General features: G+C 43.0%; 15 protein-coding genes and 1 tRNA gene. 6 read left to right on the top strand and 10 right to left on the bottom strand.

The window, feature by feature from the left end; translation table 11 throughout:
- The first annotated feature begins 33 nt into the window (after window positions 1–33).
- Window positions 34–330 carry a thioredoxin family protein gene (locus tag ACYZZR_RS08485; RefSeq protein WP_461533573.1) on the top strand — a complete coding sequence of 99 codons (297 nt, stop codon included), beginning with the start codon at window positions 34–36 and terminating at the stop codon, window positions 328–330.
- Window positions 331–383: 53 nt separating this feature from the next.
- Here ACYZZR_RS08485 and ACYZZR_RS08480 read toward each other — a convergent pair whose 3' ends face one another.
- The 7 genes from ACYZZR_RS08480 to ACYZZR_RS08450 form a co-directional block, all read right to left on the bottom strand.
- The gene (locus ACYZZR_RS08480; RefSeq protein ID WP_461533572.1) at window positions 384–2537 is read right to left on the bottom strand and encodes a prolyl oligopeptidase family serine peptidase; all 2154 of its coding nucleotides are present in this window, start codon (window positions 2535–2537) and stop codon (window positions 384–386) included.
- A 76-nt stretch (window positions 2538–2613) separates the two neighbouring features.
- Entirely contained in the window at window positions 2614–3264 is a 651-nt protein-coding gene (locus ACYZZR_RS08475) for a type 1 periplasmic binding fold superfamily protein (protein WP_461533571.1), read from the bottom strand.
- Between the two features lie 21 nt (window positions 3265–3285).
- A complete protein-coding gene (locus tag ACYZZR_RS08470) occupies window positions 3286–5700 on the bottom strand; it encodes a TonB-dependent receptor (protein ID WP_461533570.1) in 2415 nt (804 codons plus the stop codon).
- Between the two features lie 60 nt (window positions 5701–5760).
- The gene (locus tag ACYZZR_RS08465) at window positions 5761–6084 is read right to left on the bottom strand and encodes a hypothetical protein (RefSeq protein WP_461533569.1); all 324 of its coding nucleotides are present in this window, start codon (window positions 6082–6084) and stop codon (window positions 5761–5763) included.
- Between the two features lie 206 nt (window positions 6085–6290).
- Entirely contained in the window at window positions 6291–7283 is a 993-nt protein-coding gene (locus tag ACYZZR_RS08460) for an aspartate-semialdehyde dehydrogenase (RefSeq protein WP_461533614.1), read from the bottom strand.
- A 260-nt stretch (window positions 7284–7543) separates the two neighbouring features.
- Window positions 7544–7963, bottom strand: coding sequence for a large-conductance mechanosensitive channel protein MscL (mscL, locus tag ACYZZR_RS08455; protein ID WP_461533568.1), 420 nt, complete (start codon window positions 7961–7963; stop codon window positions 7544–7546).
- Between the two features lie 146 nt (window positions 7964–8109).
- A complete protein-coding gene (locus ACYZZR_RS08450) occupies window positions 8110–11433 on the bottom strand; it encodes a glycosyltransferase family 117 protein (protein WP_461533567.1) in 3324 nt (1107 codons plus the stop codon).
- Window positions 11434–11680: 247 nt separating this feature from the next.
- On the opposite strand from ACYZZR_RS08450, the gene ACYZZR_RS08445 reads away from it, so the two are divergent.
- Window positions 11681–11752 (top strand) — tRNA-Gln (locus tag ACYZZR_RS08445).
- A 92-nt stretch (window positions 11753–11844) separates the two neighbouring features.
- Here ACYZZR_RS08445 and ACYZZR_RS08440 read toward each other — a convergent pair.
- The 3 genes from ACYZZR_RS08440 to ACYZZR_RS08430 are packed head-to-tail and all read right to left on the bottom strand — an operon-like array spanning window position 11845 to window position 13041.
- Window positions 11845–12219: a DoxX family protein gene (locus tag ACYZZR_RS08440; RefSeq protein WP_461533566.1), complete on the bottom strand. Its 375-nt coding sequence runs from the start codon at window positions 12217–12219 to the stop codon at window positions 11845–11847.
- An 11-nt stretch (window positions 12220–12230) separates the two neighbouring features.
- Window positions 12231–12725, bottom strand: coding sequence for an SRPBCC family protein (locus ACYZZR_RS08435; protein WP_461533565.1), 495 nt, complete (start codon window positions 12723–12725; stop codon window positions 12231–12233).
- Window positions 12715–13041, bottom strand: coding sequence for an ArsR/SmtB family transcription factor (locus ACYZZR_RS08430; RefSeq protein ID WP_461533564.1), 327 nt, complete (start codon window positions 13039–13041; stop codon window positions 12715–12717). Before ACYZZR_RS08430 ends, ACYZZR_RS08435 begins: the two co-directional genes overlap by 11 nt.
- A 266-nt stretch (window positions 13042–13307) precedes the next feature.
- Here ACYZZR_RS08430 and ACYZZR_RS08425 point away from each other — a divergent pair, with 266 nt between their 5' ends.
- The 4 genes from ACYZZR_RS08425 to ACYZZR_RS08410 form a co-directional block, all read left to right on the top strand.
- Window positions 13308–14420: a sensor histidine kinase gene (locus ACYZZR_RS08425; RefSeq protein WP_461533563.1), complete on the top strand. Its 1113-nt coding sequence runs from the start codon at window positions 13308–13310 to the stop codon at window positions 14418–14420.
- Between the two features lie 2 nt (window positions 14421–14422).
- Complete coding sequence (locus ACYZZR_RS08420; RefSeq protein ID WP_461533562.1) at window positions 14423–15751, top strand: sigma-54-dependent transcriptional regulator; 1329 nt, start codon at window positions 14423–14425, stop codon at window positions 15749–15751.
- A 234-nt stretch (window positions 15752–15985) separates the two neighbouring features.
- Window positions 15986–16135 (top strand): hypothetical protein, encoded by a 150-nt coding sequence (locus ACYZZR_RS08415; protein WP_461533561.1) that lies wholly within the window; start codon window positions 15986–15988, stop codon window positions 16133–16135.
- Between the two features lie 29 nt (window positions 16136–16164).
- Window positions 16165–16794, top strand: a 630-nt coding sequence (locus ACYZZR_RS08410) for a Glu/Leu/Phe/Val family dehydrogenase (RefSeq protein WP_461533560.1), incomplete at its 3' end; no start/stop codon positions are given.

Here is a 16794-nt window from a genome sequence, read left to right as displayed (position 1 = left end):
ATATTACATTTGTAATACTAATTCCTTGTAGAAATGTCTAAATTCGGTGAATTAATAGATCACAAAATTCCTGTTCTTCTGGATTTTTATACTGATTTGAACGAGGCCTCTACGGCTATGCATCCTGTGTTGCGAGAAGTTGCGGCAGCTATGGGAGATAAAGCCAAGGTGATAAAGATAGATGTAGATAAAAATCAGGAACTGGCCAATGCACTTCGCGTGAAGGGATTACCCACGATGATGATATACAAAAAAGGAGAAATGGTATGGCGCCAAAGCGGTGAACTCGATGCCAAAACTCTCATAGGTCTGTTACAAGAATACGTGTAAAATAATCCGCTTCGAAATCCAGATCATGGTTTCGAAGCGGATTGTGTAGGTTTTTATTCTTCTACAGAAGACTTTTCAGCCTGTACAGGCAGGGTTCTATACCCCATTTCATAGAGTGTAAACCCAAAAATATCAGCTGTTTGTTCTATGGTTTTACTTACGGGAGTACCGGCTCCGTGGCCTGCGTCGGTTTCTATCCTGATGAGTACAGGGTTTTTACCTGAGTGTTTTTCCTGTAAGGTAGCTGCAAACTTAAAGCTGTGTGCGGGTACTACACGATCGTCGTGATCGGCAGTGGTAATCAAGGTAGACGGATAGGTCGTGTTGTCTTTGATATTGTGCAGAGGCGAATATCCTAAAAGGTATTTAAACATTTCTTCACTGTCTTCAGAAGTTCCATAGTCATAGCCCCATCCTGCACCGGCGGTAAAGGTGTGGTATCTAAGCATGTCTAGTACCCCCACTGCGGGTAATGCCACTTTCATCAAATCGGGGCGCTGTGTCATGGTAGCTCCTACCAGAAGTCCTCCGTTTGAGCCCCCTCTTATGGCGAGGTATTGCGATGAGGTGTACTGTTGTTGAATAAGGTATTCTGCTGCGGCGATAAAATCGTCAAATACATTCTGTTTCTGCATTTTAGTTCCCGCATCGTGCCACTTCTTGCCGTATTCGCCTCCACCTCGCAGATTGGCTACTGCATAGATACCGCCCTGTTCGAGCCAAATGGCATTTGCCGTACTGAAAGAGGGTTGAAGACTTATGTTAAATCCGCCATAACCGTACAGTATAGTAGGGTTTTTACCGTTTAGTTCCGTTCCTTTTTTATAGGTGATAATTATAGGAATACGAGTGCCGTCCTTAGAGTTGTAAAACAGCTGTTCTGAAATGTAGTCTTCGGGTGTAAAGTTTATTTTTGGTTCCCAGTATAGTTCAGATGTTCCATCGATTACATTATACGAATAAATTCTTCCCGGAGTGTTGTAGTTGGTAAAGGAGTAATACAATACTTGTTGATCTTCTTTTCCCGAAAACCCACTCGAAGTCCCCAGTCCAGGTAATGCTATTTCCCTCATCTGTTGCCCTTTGTAGTCATATTGGTATACCTTCGATATAGCATCTACCATATATTCGGCAAAGAGATATCCGCCTCCAGTTGATACACTCAGTACGTTTTCAGTTTCCGGAATCAAGTCGGTCCAGTGCTCCGGCTGTGGAGAGGAGGCAGTGGTGGTCACCACCTTCTGGTTTGGAGCGTCGAGATTGGTAACCAAGTAAAGCGTATCTCCACGGCTGTCGAGAATACCGGTGTCGCTATCGCTGTGATCGAGTACAGTAATGATTTCCGAATCTGGATTGCTGAGATCCTTTACAAACAACTTGTTTCCCGAAGTGGAATTTGAAGCCGATATAGAGAGGTAACGCTCATCTCCGGTTAGCCCGGCAAATACGTATCTGTGTTTTTGTTCGGGGGTGCCTCCAAAGATGATTTTATCTTCACTTTGAGGGGTGCCCAGCTTGTGAAAATACAATTTGTGCTGGTCTGTCTTTGCCGAGAGCTCGCTGCCTTCGGGCTTGTCGTAACTGGAATAGAAAAAGCCCTCATTGCCTTTCCACGCAATACCGCTGAACTTGATGTCGGTGAGAGTGTCTCCCAAAATCTCTTTGGTTTCAGCATCCATTACGATAACCTTGCGCCAGTCGCTTCCTCCCTCCGAAATAGAATAGGCCAGCAGTTTGCCGTCTTTCGTAAACGAAATATTTCCGAGCGATACAGTTCCGTCTTCAGAGAAGGTGTTGGGATCGAGAAATACTTCTTCCTTTCCGTCATCGTTCTTTCGGTAGAGTACAGACTGATTTTGAAGACCGTCATTTTTAGAATAATAAGTGTAATCTCCTTCTCTAAAGGGAGAGGACAGTCTTTCGTAGTTCCACAATTCTTGCAGGCGTTCTTTGAGTTGTTGCCTAAAAGGGATTTGTTCTAGGTATTGTTGTGTCACCTTGTTTTCTGCGGCTACCCATTTGGCTGTTTCTTCAGATCTGTCATCTTCCAACCACCGATAGGGGTCTTTGACCTCTGTGCCAAAATAGATGTCAGTAGTCTCTGTTTTTTTTGTTTCCGGATATTTGATTTTCATTTGATTTTCCTTTGTGTCGCACGAATACCACAACAGAGGTGCAGTCAGTGCAAATATGGCTGTTTTTCTCATAAGGTAGTAGTGTTTAATTTTATTGAAAAGTATGAAAAATACAGAACTGTAAGAAGGCCTGTACCGTTTTTTTGTATTACTCTTCTATATGAAGGTGAAAATTGACCTCCATATCGGTTTCACCGCCAGCGTTTTCCAAGCCGGTATTCGGTTTTTGAGGCTGGTGTTTCAGAATTACGTTGAGGTCACCATGTCCCGCTGTCCCAGCGGTGAGCGTGAATTGTAGTCCCACCGGATTTTCAGATCCACCAGTGATATAATCCGACTCCTCATCGGTGTAATCCGTAGTGATGTCTAGTCCCACCGGAGTGTAGAAAAACTGATGTTCGTCGGCTTCCTCTTTTATTTCGTCAGTAACATCTTTTGCCGGAGAGAGTGACTGGTTGAGGAGAACGATGGTAGCGGCATAGGTGACCCCCGATTTTAACGGACCGGAAGCACTACCTTCTACACCTTCGTGGTCGTGATCGTGGTCATGATCATGGTCATGATCATGGTCATCGTGATCATCTCCATCTCCATCTTCGTGGTCGTGACTGTGACCAAGTCCACTCTCATCGGCATACTGTAATACAACATCCTCCTCACCCTCTGCCTTAAGTGTAATAGTTACCGTAGTAATCAGCTCCTCTTCGTTTACTGGTTTTGGTATACCGTCATCGTTAAAGCAGGCACTCATGGTGAGTGCGGCAAGTAGAGATGGCAAAGCTAATTTTAGTATTTTCATGATATTCTACAGTTTACGTAATTAATAATTTACCTTTATGCTCAGCTGTACATTGCGACCGAGGTCGTCTGAGAAAAATCTCAGGCGATTGAGGTAGTCTCGGTATTGGGTGTTGAGTAAATTGTTAAGGGTGAGCCCTAAGGTGATTTCCGATTTTTTTCTGAGGGGAAAGGTCGCTGAGGCATCAAAACCCAGTAGGTGATAAGCATCGGGAGGAGTGCTGATGTCGGCCACGCGATCTACATAAGCACCGTCTTCTATAATCGAAATGGTAAAATTATTGTCGGGAAATTCGTTTTGCTTAAAAAAGTAATCACTTCTCAGACTCAGTGTGAGTTGTCTCCATTCGGGCTTAACAAAAGTTATAGCATTGGAGGTATTGGCAGGAGGTATAGCTATCAGTGGGCGATCTCTATCTCGATCTTTTGCGTGTACATAGGCAAATTTGTGATCGAAGGACCAATGTGGCGAAATATCGTAGTGGAAATCAAAATCCACTCCCGCAAAGAGGGCATCTACCTGTTTGTATCGCCATACCGGAAAGGCTCCTCTTATATTGAGCTCACTCCCGGAGGGTTCTAGCAGGATATAATTGTCTATTGTATTGAGATATGGTGCAAGACTCAAGGATACTTTTTGTGTTTTCAACTCATAAGACGCAGAAATCTTATGAGAGGTTTCTCGATCTATGCGCAGGTCTCCCAACTCTATGGCAGCGGCCGAGTGATGTAGTCCGTCGCTAAACAGTTCTGCGGGATTGGGAGGGCGATTGGCTAGAGCGTAGTTCAGCCGAAGGGTATTGTTGCCCAGCTGGTATTGAATTCCGGCTGTGGCCGAGATATTGTGATAGTCAAATACGGGATGGGTGAGCCATTGGTCTCCAAAGTCTTCAGTTATGATATTGCTGAAATCTCTGTCATAGCCCTGACTTTCCCACCGGTCTTTTTTATAGAACTTTTCGGCGTCCATTCTGTTGAAATCGTAGCGTATTCCGGCGTCAAATATCAGCGATTCGTTTATCGATTGCTTGATAGAAGCATACACCCCTGCATCGTAGCGCTCGTAATCTGGGATGAGCCTTCGCACTCCGGTTGCCGGATCCGGAACATTGTGTTGACCACTTAGCAGTACGCCTACGTTTATCGTTCTCCCGCTGTGAGCATCAAATTGAAATCCTGAGTTCAAAGTATGCGTAGTGAGTCTCATATCCATAGAAGGAACACCTTTAAGTGCTCCTTTTCTGAGGTCGTATTCCTGTCGATTGTTTTGTTGAAAATTGTATTGGAGCGTCCATTTGCCAAGTTGTTCAAACCTTTTGAAAAAGTTGATTTTGGCAAGGTGGTGCGTCACCTGTTGTTTGGGCGCATTGATGTCGTATGAAAAGTCTTCGATCACCAAGGGTTGCCTGTTGTTTATGGCTTGTAGCAAATCGCGCTGACTTCCTATATGAGAAGAGCGAAGTATTCCTATTTCGCTGCGATAAAAGCTGTAGTAGGCCTCAAATCCGTAAGTGAATTTGTTTAGTCCGGCTCGGGCAGAGAAGGCTTGTTGTGAATATCCTGTATTGGTGAGGGAGTAATCCGGAGTCTCGGAGTCACCGAAGCGTTTTAGGGTTCCTTGTGCTTGCCAGTACCACCCGGTTTTATAACTTTTGGTGAGAGAAGAGATAAGTGCTCCACCCCAGCCGTTAGTGGCTCCGGAAAGTATAGTTTTGCCGTAGAGCGTGTCTTTTACCGATATCTTTTGGGGTTCCGCAATAATCACTCCTCCCACGGCGTCTCCTCCGTATTGCAGTGCAGCGGCACCCTTTATTACGGCGAGACTTCCGGCAGTGTTTAGATCGAGATTGGGGGCGTGTTCCATTCCCCATTCCTGATCCTGTAGTCTCACCCCGTTGTTCATCGTAATAATCCGGCTGCTGTGCAGTCCCTGTATTACGGGTTTCACTATGGCACTCCCGGTGTTGAGCGACGAAACACCACTTATTTGTTTAAGAGCATCACCCATAGAGGCAGCGCTAAATTTGTCAATAGTTTCCGTTTGGAGTATCTGTTCAGTTGCCGAGGAAGTAACAGTATGGTGGCGACTGCCCTCTACAACCACTTCCTTGAGTTCTTCGAGATGGTGTTCTAGAGTGAATTGTCGGGTGGTAGTTCTGGTGATTTCGACAGTGATAAATTGAGGAGTGCACAAATCGTGTGTAACCTCTACTTCATAAGTGCCTGGGCATATCCCTGATATGCTAAAATAGCCGTCTATATCACTTACAGTGACTTTGTCGGTATTGTATATTTTTACAAGGGAATTTTCTAGGGGATGGCCGTCGTGAAAGTCGGTCACTCTACCTTTAAATACGGCCTTACAGTCTTGTGATAAGCAATGTTGTGGAAATGCCCAAAAAGCAAAAAGTACTAACAATGAATATGTCAGCTTCATAAAAAATAATTTAGATTAATATCTGCAAATAAGTAAACGGATATAGGGAATATCAGTGTATCAGCTCCAGGAGGAGGGAGGCCCTCTGAGGGAATAGCCCTGGAGGTATGCAGAGAGATCTGGTGAGGTGTGCAATACCAAATGTTCGGTTTGGACAATGATATTGACGGGTGTGAAGTTTAAAATTTCAGGGGTGTTAAATACCGACAACTTAAAGTCGCATACCGGACATTTGTCTACTGGTGTGTGTAGTGCAGTTTGTTTTTCTGTCGGTATAGGAATAAGATGAGAGGCGTGATCTATGGTGTGAAAGGATCGGAACACTATTGAAAATAGTACCGCACCAATGAGTAAAGTACTGATATGAACTCTCAAGGCTTTCATTCGAACAAAAGTATAAAAATGCGAGAGAGGAAGGGAGGTTTTTAACAAAATATTGAAGTGATGAGAAATGCTAAATGTAGTGGATCTCTCCGGTTTTGGAGTGATATAGGTTGAGGAGGTGTGCAAATCACAAAGTAAATTCCGCGATTTTCAGGAACAGTTTTTTGTGGAATTTACTTCTTTTATACACCTCCTCAACAGAGGTATTAGCCAATGAGATTATTGGCTGCTAGATATTCTGCAATTTGTACCGTATTGGTGGCGGCTCCCTTGCGGAGGTTGTCGGCTACAATCCACATATTGAGGCTATTCGGTTGTGAAAAGTCTCTCCTGATACGGCCTACAAAAACATCGTCCTTCCCGTGGGCATAAAGCGGCATGGGGTAGGTATTGGTATCGGTGTTGTCTTGAACTGTAATACCGGGAGTTTCATTGAGTATTTTTCTTATGTCTTCCAATTCGAAATCACTCTTTAACTGAATGTTTACCGATTCGCTATGACCTCCTACGACAGGAATTCGTATGGCAGTTGAAGTTACCGCTATGCTGTCGTCTCTGAGTATTTTGTGCGTTTCACGTATCAGTTTCATCTCCTCTTTGGTATAGCCATTGTCTTCAAACACATCGCAGTGAGGAAGTGCATTGCGGTGGATGGGGTAGGGATACGCCATTTCACCCTGAATGCCCTGATATTCGTTTTCAAGTTGCTGTACAGCTTTTACTCCTGTACCGGTAATAGATTGATAGGTAGAGACTACCACTCGTTCTATGCCGTATTTTTTGTGTAGCGGAGCCAGAGCCATTACCATCTGAATGGTAGAACAGTTTGGATTTGCGATTATTTTATCTTCAGGGGTAAGTTGGTCGGCATTAATTTCGGGTACTACCAGTTTTTTGTCAGGATCCATACGCCAAGCCGAAGAGTTGTCAACTACAGTGGTACCGGCAGCTGCAAATTTCGGAGCCCATTCCAGAGAAGTAGCTCCACCTGCAGAGAAGAGGGCAACATCGGGTTTGGCAGCTACCGCATCAGCTAAACCGATAACTTTATACGTTTTACCTTCAAAAGTGATCTCTTTTCCTACCGATCTTTCCGAAGCGACGACTAATAATTCTGTTACCGGAAAACGGCGCTCTGCCAATACCTGCAACATGACTTCGCCAACCATTCCGGTGGCACCTACAACAGCAACTTTCATATGCTTATATTCCATCAAGGGTTAAACAATCTAACTGGAGAGCAAAAGTAATTATAAAAAAAGTACCCGCAAGCTATATGCTAAAGAATTATAATTTTAAAACAAAATGTTTTATTTGTAACTTACATCATTCCAACGGTAGGAGGAATCTCCGGCCTTGACGTTGTGTTGTTGTATCTTTTTCGCTTTCTATTGAGCGTTTCCACAAAAAAAGAACCCTCCACGGGGGAGGGTTTAAGATTGAATATGAGTGAAGCGGTCTACTTCTTTTCTTTCAACAGATCCCGAATTTCTGCGAGGAGTTCTTCTTGAGTAGGTCCTGCAGGAGCTGCGGGTGCTTCTTCTTCTTTCTTCTGTGTTTTTTCGTAGGCCTTTAGTATGACAAAAATACAGAAACCGATAATGACGAAATCGATGATAAACTGTATAAAGCTACCGTAATTGATAGTTACTGCTTCTGTGGTTACTTCGCCTGCGGCGTTGATTACGGCTTCCTGTAGGATCCATTTGAGTTCAGAGAAATTGACATTGCCGAGCACCATCCCGATAGGTGGCATGAGTATGTCGTTGGTAAACGAGGATACAATTTTCCCAAAGGCTCCTGCTACGATTACTGCAGTAGAGAGGTTTACAATATCTCCCTTTAGTAAAAACGATTTAAAATCTTTAAAAAATCCCATAGTTTCAGATGGTATAAAATGAATAAATATATTAATAATCAGTTGTATAACTCCTTCTTACAATTACTTGATTTCGCAAGAGTCTGTATGGAGTTTGAAGCCCAATTTACAAAAAAAGTATTTTCACGAGCTAATTTTTTTAAACCTTATTGCACTGCTACAGAATCCTGTGGTATTATCCCTTCTTGCGGTACGGTATCCTCTTCTCCTGTATCGGGTATACTGTCTTCCGAATAGGTAGGAGTGTTGTATTGTTGCTCAAAGCGGTCTAGGTAATTGTTAAATATCTCTGTCTGCTTTTTGCCGAATTCCTCATTGTCGTTTCGCACCACGACATCTAAAGTACTTCGATAGCGTTGTACGTCGTATATAACATTCTCTTGAGCGGTATACGCACTTCCAGAAGACAGGTAGTAAGACAGTTGCTCCTGATACTTTCCGGCAATTTGAAGGAAGAGTGCTCTCGCTTTTTCCATCTGTCCAGTTTTGTAGTACCCATCTACAAAAGGTTCGAGGAAAACATAGTATCCATAGTATTCAAAAGGGAACTTGTCCATAACCAAATCTATAATTTCCTTGGCCTTTTCTTCTTTTCCTTCCTCCAGCAAAGTCTCTACCAAACGCGCCATATTGCTTCTGTAAGAAATGCTGTTTTTACGCGTTTCCGGATCGTGGTATATATCGGGAGATCCCGAATTACCCCAATCCCATTTCTTGACAATATCGTACATCAACTCGCTGTCTATTCTACCCATTTCAAAGCTGCCTTGAGGTACCGGAGTTTTTATAGGAACCAGTTTGTATACCATGCCGTCCAGCTGCAGATAGTCTTTCATCCAGAGATACTCGGCTGCAGAAAAACTTCCTCCGGTAAAGTATATAGGTCTTTTCCAATCGTTATTGGCCAAGATATCGAGCATCATCATCCTGTTTTTACCTATAGCGCTTTTCGGGAGGTCTATATCGATATAATCGACAATAAGTGCGCTGTCTTTTTCCTTGACAAGTCCGCTTTTCAACACGTTTTCTTTGTTGACGGGAACTCTGATTTTGTTGGTGGGGTAAAAAATAGTGCTCTTGGTGTTTTCGGGATATTGATTGAGGTCTCCCCCTTGTCTTTCGATGAGCTTACCTATAGTATTGTTGCCATTAGTTAGAGACACCCAGTTCATCCACCTCTTGATATCCCAACGCTCGTCGGTGAGTTCCTGATAGTATATCGCATCTCGCACCCCATAAGCGTACTGTGAGTGTTCTAACTGAGAAGGTATAGGGTCGCTCTCATACGCTTGCCGTTTCATCTGATCGATATACCAGTCGGTGGCAAAGAGACTCGAATTGATCACTCTCACATCGGTGCGGTGCCCTTCAATTTCCTGTATGTACCACAGTCCAAAAGTATCGTTGTCACCTATAGAGAATATAATGGCTCCTGCATCTTCCTGTATGGAGTTGAGGTAATTTCGCGCTATAGCTTCGGCGGTGTATTTGTCGGAGCGATCGTGGTCGTCCCAGTTTTGCCTGGCCATAACGAGGGGTACAGCAAGTAGACATATTACTGCTGTAGCGGGGGCTACTATTTTGGGACTCAAGTATTTTTTTAATCCCTCATACAGCGCAAACACTCCAATTCCTATCCAAAGTGCAAAGATAAAGAACGAGCCTACGAGGGAGTAATCGCGTTCTCTCGGCTCAAAGGGTCTTACGTTGGTGTAAAACTGTATGGCGATACCCGTAAACATAAAGAATACAAAAAGCGCCCAAAATTGTTGAGGGTTCCTCCTTATTTGAAAAACGATGCCGATGATACCGAGAATAAGCGGCAAGAAGTAGTACGTATTTCTGCCCTTGTTGTTGAGCACATCGGAAGGCAAGTTGTCTTGCGGACCCAAATGCCACTCGTCTATAAATTTGATTCCGCTAAGCCAGTTGCCGTGATTGTCCATCTTACCCTGAATATCGTCTTGGCGACCGACAAAGTTCCACATAAAATATCGCCAGTACATATAGCCGAACTGATAGCGGAGCATAAAGCTGATATTGTCTGCCAAAGACGGGGGTTGTACGTCTATATAGCTGCCAAATTGCTGTAAGAATTGAACGTATCCGTCTTCGTCTATATTCCCTGCAGCAAAATCATTTCTGAAACGGCTCACGGCATTTTTGAGTTCGCCGTTAGAGCTGTATTCCGGTTTGATGCTAAAATCTAATGGTCGCGTGAGCCTCATATAGTTGGCGGCGTGATCTGAGCTCCACATTCTGGGAAAGATTCCCACGTGATTGCTGTTCGGATTGGGCAGCGCTTCTTTGTAATTGTTTACTACTATGTATTTTCCAGATTCTTTGTCCTGTTCGTATTTCGGTTTGTCGTCTTTGTATGGGTTTAAGGCATCTTGTCCGGCAAACATATCAGAGTACATGGCGCCGTATACTGGGCTGTCTACGCCAGGGTATTGTTCTCTGTTGTAATAGGCCAGTAGCGCACGGGCATCTGCAGGATCGTTTTCATTGATGGGAGTATGGGCATTGGCTCTTATAGGGAGCATAAGCCAAGACGAAAATCCGATAAACATAAAGAGCAGGCAGAGCGTAATAGTATTGTAGTTGTAAAGTCCCTTTTTGCGGGTATAGTGCAGCGCAAAATAAAAAACTGCGACAAAGACGAGCATCATGATAATGGTGCCCGAATTAAACGGAAGACCTATGGTGTTTACAAAGAAAATCTCGCTCCACCCAAACAGTTTTAATACATAGGTCAGCGAGAATTTATAGATCACTAACAAGAGAGCAACTACGGCAATATTGGCCAGTAGAAAGTTTTTTACGGTGGTGGTTTTATACCTTTTAAAGTAGTACAACAAGCCTATAGTAGGAATAGCGAGGAAGCCCATAAACTGCACCCCAAAAGTGAGTCCGATAACCAGAGCGATCAGTATGAGCCATCGGTTTCCTCTCGGACTGTCCAAATTGTCAACCCATTTTAGTCCGAGCCATAATTGCAGGCACATCAACAAGCTGGCCATGGCGTAGACCTCGGCTTCTACGGCATTAAACCAGAAACTATCAGAAAACGTATAGGCAAGTGCTCCTACCACACCACTTCCGAGAATGGCAATAGCAGAAGGACGTGATATTTCACCTCCCTGAATCGCCATTTTTCGAACGAGATTGGTGATAATCCAGAACATCAATAATATGGTAAACGCACTCGACAATACAGACATAAAGTTTACCATAAGTGCAGTGTATTCTGTGCTAATAGCAAACATGGCAAAAAAAGCACCCAGCATTTGAAACAGAGGGGCTCCGGGAGGGTGTCCTACCTCGAGTCTGGCCGAAGTAGAAATGTATTCTCCACAGTCCCAAAAGCTTACTGTGGGCTCTACGGTGAGGCTATATGTGAGCAATGCAATGGCAAATACCACCCACCCTGTAATGATGTCCCATCGTTTAAATACGTCTGTTGTCATGCTTTGTCTTTCAGTGAAAAGGCGAATTTAATAATAATTCGGTAGATAGAAGTAGGTTTAAAAGAAACTTAAATACTTTTTTGGGATGTAATTAGTCTCCTTTATAGAAAATCTAGACAGAAAATCAGCTACATACAAATCGTTGAGAAGAACAGGTATAAGTTCTCAGTGAAAGTACCCCTAAAAAGATTAAAATTTATTTGTGCAGGTCAAAGTTTGTTGTAAATTTGCATCCGCAATAAAGCACTGGCCTATGGTGTAATTGGTAACACAGCTGATTTTGGTTCAGTCGTTCAAGGTTCGAGTCCTTGTAGGCCAACTGCCAAAAAGTAAAATCCTGTTTCTTGATGAGACAGGATTTTTTTGTTGAATACAGAGAGTATTTTGTTTTACCATTTTTGGGAGCCCATTTTAGCTTGCTGTTTGAATTTTGTCGTTGTAATAGTAGGATAGTGCCAATATGGCTAAGAATGCTAATGGCATAATCATATATCCGATGTTTTTATCTACACAGGCATGACTGATGAAGGCAAAAATAAGTGTAAATGAGAGGCCTGAATATGCCCATTCTTTCAGCTTTTTAGGTGTTTTCGGGTAGATGATCGCAATTACACCAAGAACTTTTGCTATTGCCAATGAGTATGCAAAATAATCGGGATAGCCCAATGCTTTTGTTCCGATAGTCATATACTCCGCTGCGAAAATCCAAGTGCTCATAGGCATCACAGCTTCCCAAAGTGCTATAATAATTGTAGCAGCCCAAAATATGATTTTGTTCTTCTTCATTGGTTGTGTTTTTAATCGGTTAATAGTTCTGCCAAATGGTTTAAAGTCATTGTAAATCCTTCTTTGAAGCCCATTTGTATGTGCATTTCGAGATCTTCAAGTTTTGCGTGTTTGATGTAAATTTTAACCGTTGTAATTCCGTCAAGCTCGCTAAAGTCCAAGTTCCATTGGGTCGATGGCATTTGTTCATTGATGTTTTCGTCCTTGTCGGCAAATATGTCTGTGAACTGAAAATTGTCTTTAGGCGTAATGGAGGTAAAGTCCTGAATTGACCAATGTTCCTCACCTTCGGGACTAACCATTGCGTAAAATCTTCGTCCGCCTTCTTCAAAGTTCATATACTTTGTTTTTGATTTCCACGGTTGTGGCGCCCACCATTGGTCTAGCATTTCCTGTTTTGTAAAAGCATCCCAGACCGTTGGTTGGTCTGCATCAAACTCTCGGTTTACGAAAACAGTGCTTGTCTTTTTATCAACTGTAAAGTCGAATAACAAATTATTTTTCATCTTTCTTGTTTTTAAGTGTTAATAATAAATTGTCTAGTTGGTCAAAGCGGTTTTCCCAGATTTTTCTGAACTGTTCCAACCATTTATCAATTTCTTTGATTTTTTCGATCTCAAGGGAGTAATAGATTTCTCTGCCTTTTTGTTTTTGAATTACCAATTCGCATTCGGTTAAAATGCGAAGATGTTTGGAAACAGCTTGTCTGGTTATGTCAAAATTCTCAGCAATGGCGTTAGGTGTCATCGCCTGCAACGCTATGAGTGCAATAATCGCCCGTCTTGTCGGATCTGCGATGGCCTGAAAAACATCTCTTCTCATTTTAATGTCATAAATTAAGAAACCTATTGGTTGCAAATATATATGCAACTTTTTGGTTTCGCAAATTTTTAATCAATTTTTTTCTAGAAACTAAAATTTAAGTCGGATGAATTGGTGTTCGTTTGCAGTTTTTATATTGTACCTAACTACTAGGTGAGGGAAACTTGTTTACATCCCTTTCGAGTGGACATAAATATGGTACTTCTCTATGGGGTAGCCGGGAATACTTGCACAGATATGGCGGTCAATGTTTAAAAATCTTACCTTTGGAAGATCGCGACAGTACGGATATGGAAACAGCAGAAGACAAACTCAGAGAACGTATAAAAGAGCTCGGTTGCTTGTATGAAGTGACCTCGATTATAGTGAATTGTGACTACGACCACCCCGAACTATCGCTCGAAGCCATAGTGCGCTGTTTGAGCAAGGCTTGGTTGTACGAGCAAGATGCCCGAGTGTTTCTGCAGCTCGAAGCCTACAGCTATGGCAGTTTTCCCGAAGCGGACCAATGGGTGTCTATTCGCGCAGATATTCAGGTTTTCAACAAGCGAGAAGGATTTATAGAGGTGGCATATCCAGCCGAAAAATACAGTGTTTCCGACTTTTTGGAGGAGGAGAAGCAATTGTTGAGCAATGTTGCTCTGGAGGTGGGAAACCTGATGGAAAGGAAAAAAATCAGGGAGAGTGAACTTTCTATTAAAAGGCAGATGGAACGAGCCGATCGACTCAGTATAATGGGAGAGATTACCGCCGGAATAGCGCATGAACTCAATACACCACTTACCAATATACTCGGTTTTTCAGAATTGTTGGGCGACCGTATGGGAAACAGAGAAGAGGCCGAAGATCTGGCAAAAATTAGAGAAAGTGCCATTTTTTGTAGAGAAGTAGTCAAAAAATTGATGTTTTTCACCTGTGAGGTACCTCAAACTCGCAAAGTAGTACCTTTAAAACCGGTGGTGCAACATGTATTGCAACTTTTAAAACCCTCTTTTAGCGATAAAAATTTACACTGTCAACTGCGTTTTGGCAGTGACAACACAGGAGTTAAGGCCGATGAGATTCAGATGACTCAGGTGCTGTTCAACCTGATTATGAATGCGGTATACTACTCGCCCGAAGGAGGAAAAATCACTGTTGAGGTAAAAGAGGGAAGGCGAGAAATTACCATAGCTGTTACCGACCAGGGGCCGGGTATCCCCGAAGAAGTAGGCGACAAAGTATTCGATCCGTTTTTTACTACAAAACCCACCGGTGAAGGCACGGGCTTGGGACTCAGCGTGGTGCACGGTATCATTGTAGGACACAAAGGACAAATCGCATATAGAAAAGGAAGGGGAGGAGGAGCCGTTTTTACGGTCAAATTTCCAAAACAGTAGTCATGAGATATCACAGAGAAAACATACTAATAGTAGACGACGATATTCATATTCTCGAACTGGTGCAGCGGCAATTGCAACATATGCAGTATCACACATATAAGGCAGTGTCGGTAAAAGAAGCCGTTTCCATTTTAAGAGATACTGAAATAGACCTGTTGGTAACCGATCTTAAAATGCCCGAAGTAGACGGTTTTCAGCTTATTCGTTACGCTTCCGAGCACTATCCTGACATGCCTGTACTGGTAGTTACAGGTTATATATCGACAAAAAATGCCCTCAATATCGGTAAGTCAGGTGTTGTAGACTATCTGATAAAACCCTTTACAGGTGAAGAGTTGAGGGCGGCAGTGCAAAAATCTCTTAAAAGTACTGCAGATGCAGGTGACAAAGATCGATTTGCCGATAAAAAATCGGATAACTTGTACAGTGAGCTCACCGGTACTTCCGAAGCTCTAGAGCGCGTAAAGGATATTATAAGCAGAGTAAAAGACAATAAAGCAACTATTCTTATCGATGGCGAAAGCGGTACCGGAAAAGAGCTTATTGCCAGAGCTATTCACTACAGTGGAAAGTTTTCTAGAGCACCTTTTATCGCGGTAAACTGCGGAGCTATACCAGAAAATTTGCTGGAAGCCGAACTTTTTGGCTATGAGAAAGGTGCTTTTACAGGAGCTGTAGAAAATCGTATGGGCCTGTTTCAGGCCGCAGATAAGGGTACCATTTTCTTAGATGAGATAGGCAATGCTTCGGCGGCAGTGCAGAACGGACTGCTCAGAGTGCTGCAAGAAAGAGAGATTATGGGAGTAGGCTCGAGAAAGCCGCAAAAAATAGATCTGAGAGTAATCGCAGCTACAAACAGCGATTTGAAAGCCCTGGTACGACAACAGAAATTCAGAGAAGATTTGTACTACAGACTCACCGTAGTAGAAATAGCTGTCCCTCCACTGAGACATAGAAAATCGGACATTCCCTTGCTCACCGAACAATACACGAGAAAGTACGGATTGGAATACAAAAATCAACCCCTGTCTATAAGTCCGGAAGCCCTAGAAGTGCTGATGAGATACGACTGGCCGGGAAATATAAGAGAGCTGGAAAATATAATACAAAGAGCCGTGATAATGTGTGACGGACATATCGGACTGAAAGACATTCCCGATCACCTCAAATTCCGCATCGATTTTGAAGAGGAAAAAGACTTTATCCCCCTGGCCGAAATGGAAAAACAATATATCCGAAAAGTGCTTCTGGCAGTGAACAACAATAAGACCAAAGCCTCAGAAATTCTCGGGATAGATCGCAAAACACTCCGAAACAAGTTGTTGTGAAAGAAATAAGACTTTAAGGCTACTACAAGCATACACAATAAGGAGAGCTTTTCCCCGATAAACTGTGTATTTTGCGGGTAATTTTTCCCCGATAGAGGAAATAATCCCCAAACCCCTTGATGACAATTTTGTTTTTAATTGTCTTTAAATCAATTAATTGTGATAAAATTTCAACTGTGGTCGCCTTTGTGGCATATCAGTTGTTTAACAGCGATGCAAATAACACTAAATGCAATGGATAAATACAGTAAAAGCATTTGCTCTAACTGCTGGTATTCAGATTCCTGTGTACTTACCATAAAAAAGACAGAAGTGATGTCGTGCAGTGAGTACGATTCCGGTATAGTATTTCCGAAAGCAGTAAGCGCGGCTTTGAGGTATTGATTCAGAAAATTAACACAACACACAAAACGATGATTGCAAAAGAAGGACAAGAAAAGAAGCAAAGTATGCTCGACAATGTGATGCTTCAGTTTAATCACGCCTCCGATATAATCGGGTTGAACTCGAATATTCGCAAGATACTCGGTATCACCAACAACGAGTTGGTGGTTCACTTTCCTGTGAAGATGGACAATGGAGAGGTCGAGGTATTTACGGGTTATCGTGTACAGCACAACAATGCCTTAGGGCCTTATAAGGGGGGACTTCGTTATCACCCCACTGTAGATATCGACGCTGCGCGAGCTTTGGCGATGTGGATGACTTGGAAGACCTCATTGGCAGGACTTCCCTTGGGAGGCGCCAAAGGAGGGATACAGTTAGATCCGTCTAAGTATTCAGCTTCTGAATTGGAGCGTATCACACGTCGTTTCACCTATGCACTTGGGGATAATATCGGACCTGAGCTGGACATTCCTGCCCCCGATGTGAATACGAACCCTCAGACGATGGCTTGGATATTGGACACCTATATGTCTACCAAGTCTCCCAACGAGCGTTCTAGCAATCTTCACGTGGTTACCGGAAAGCCTGTAGGCGCTGGTGGTTCGGAAGGTCGTGACCGCGCAACGGGTTACGGAGTTTACTTGAATATCAAATTC

It is taken from the genome of Sinomicrobium sp. (assembly GCA_029266035.1).
In the GTDB taxonomy this organism is placed as follows: Bacteria; Bacteroidota; Bacteroidia; order Flavobacteriales; family Flavobacteriaceae; genus Sinomicrobium.
Note: the sequence above shows the minus strand (reverse complement) of the source record. Positions and strands in the feature narration are given on the sequence as shown.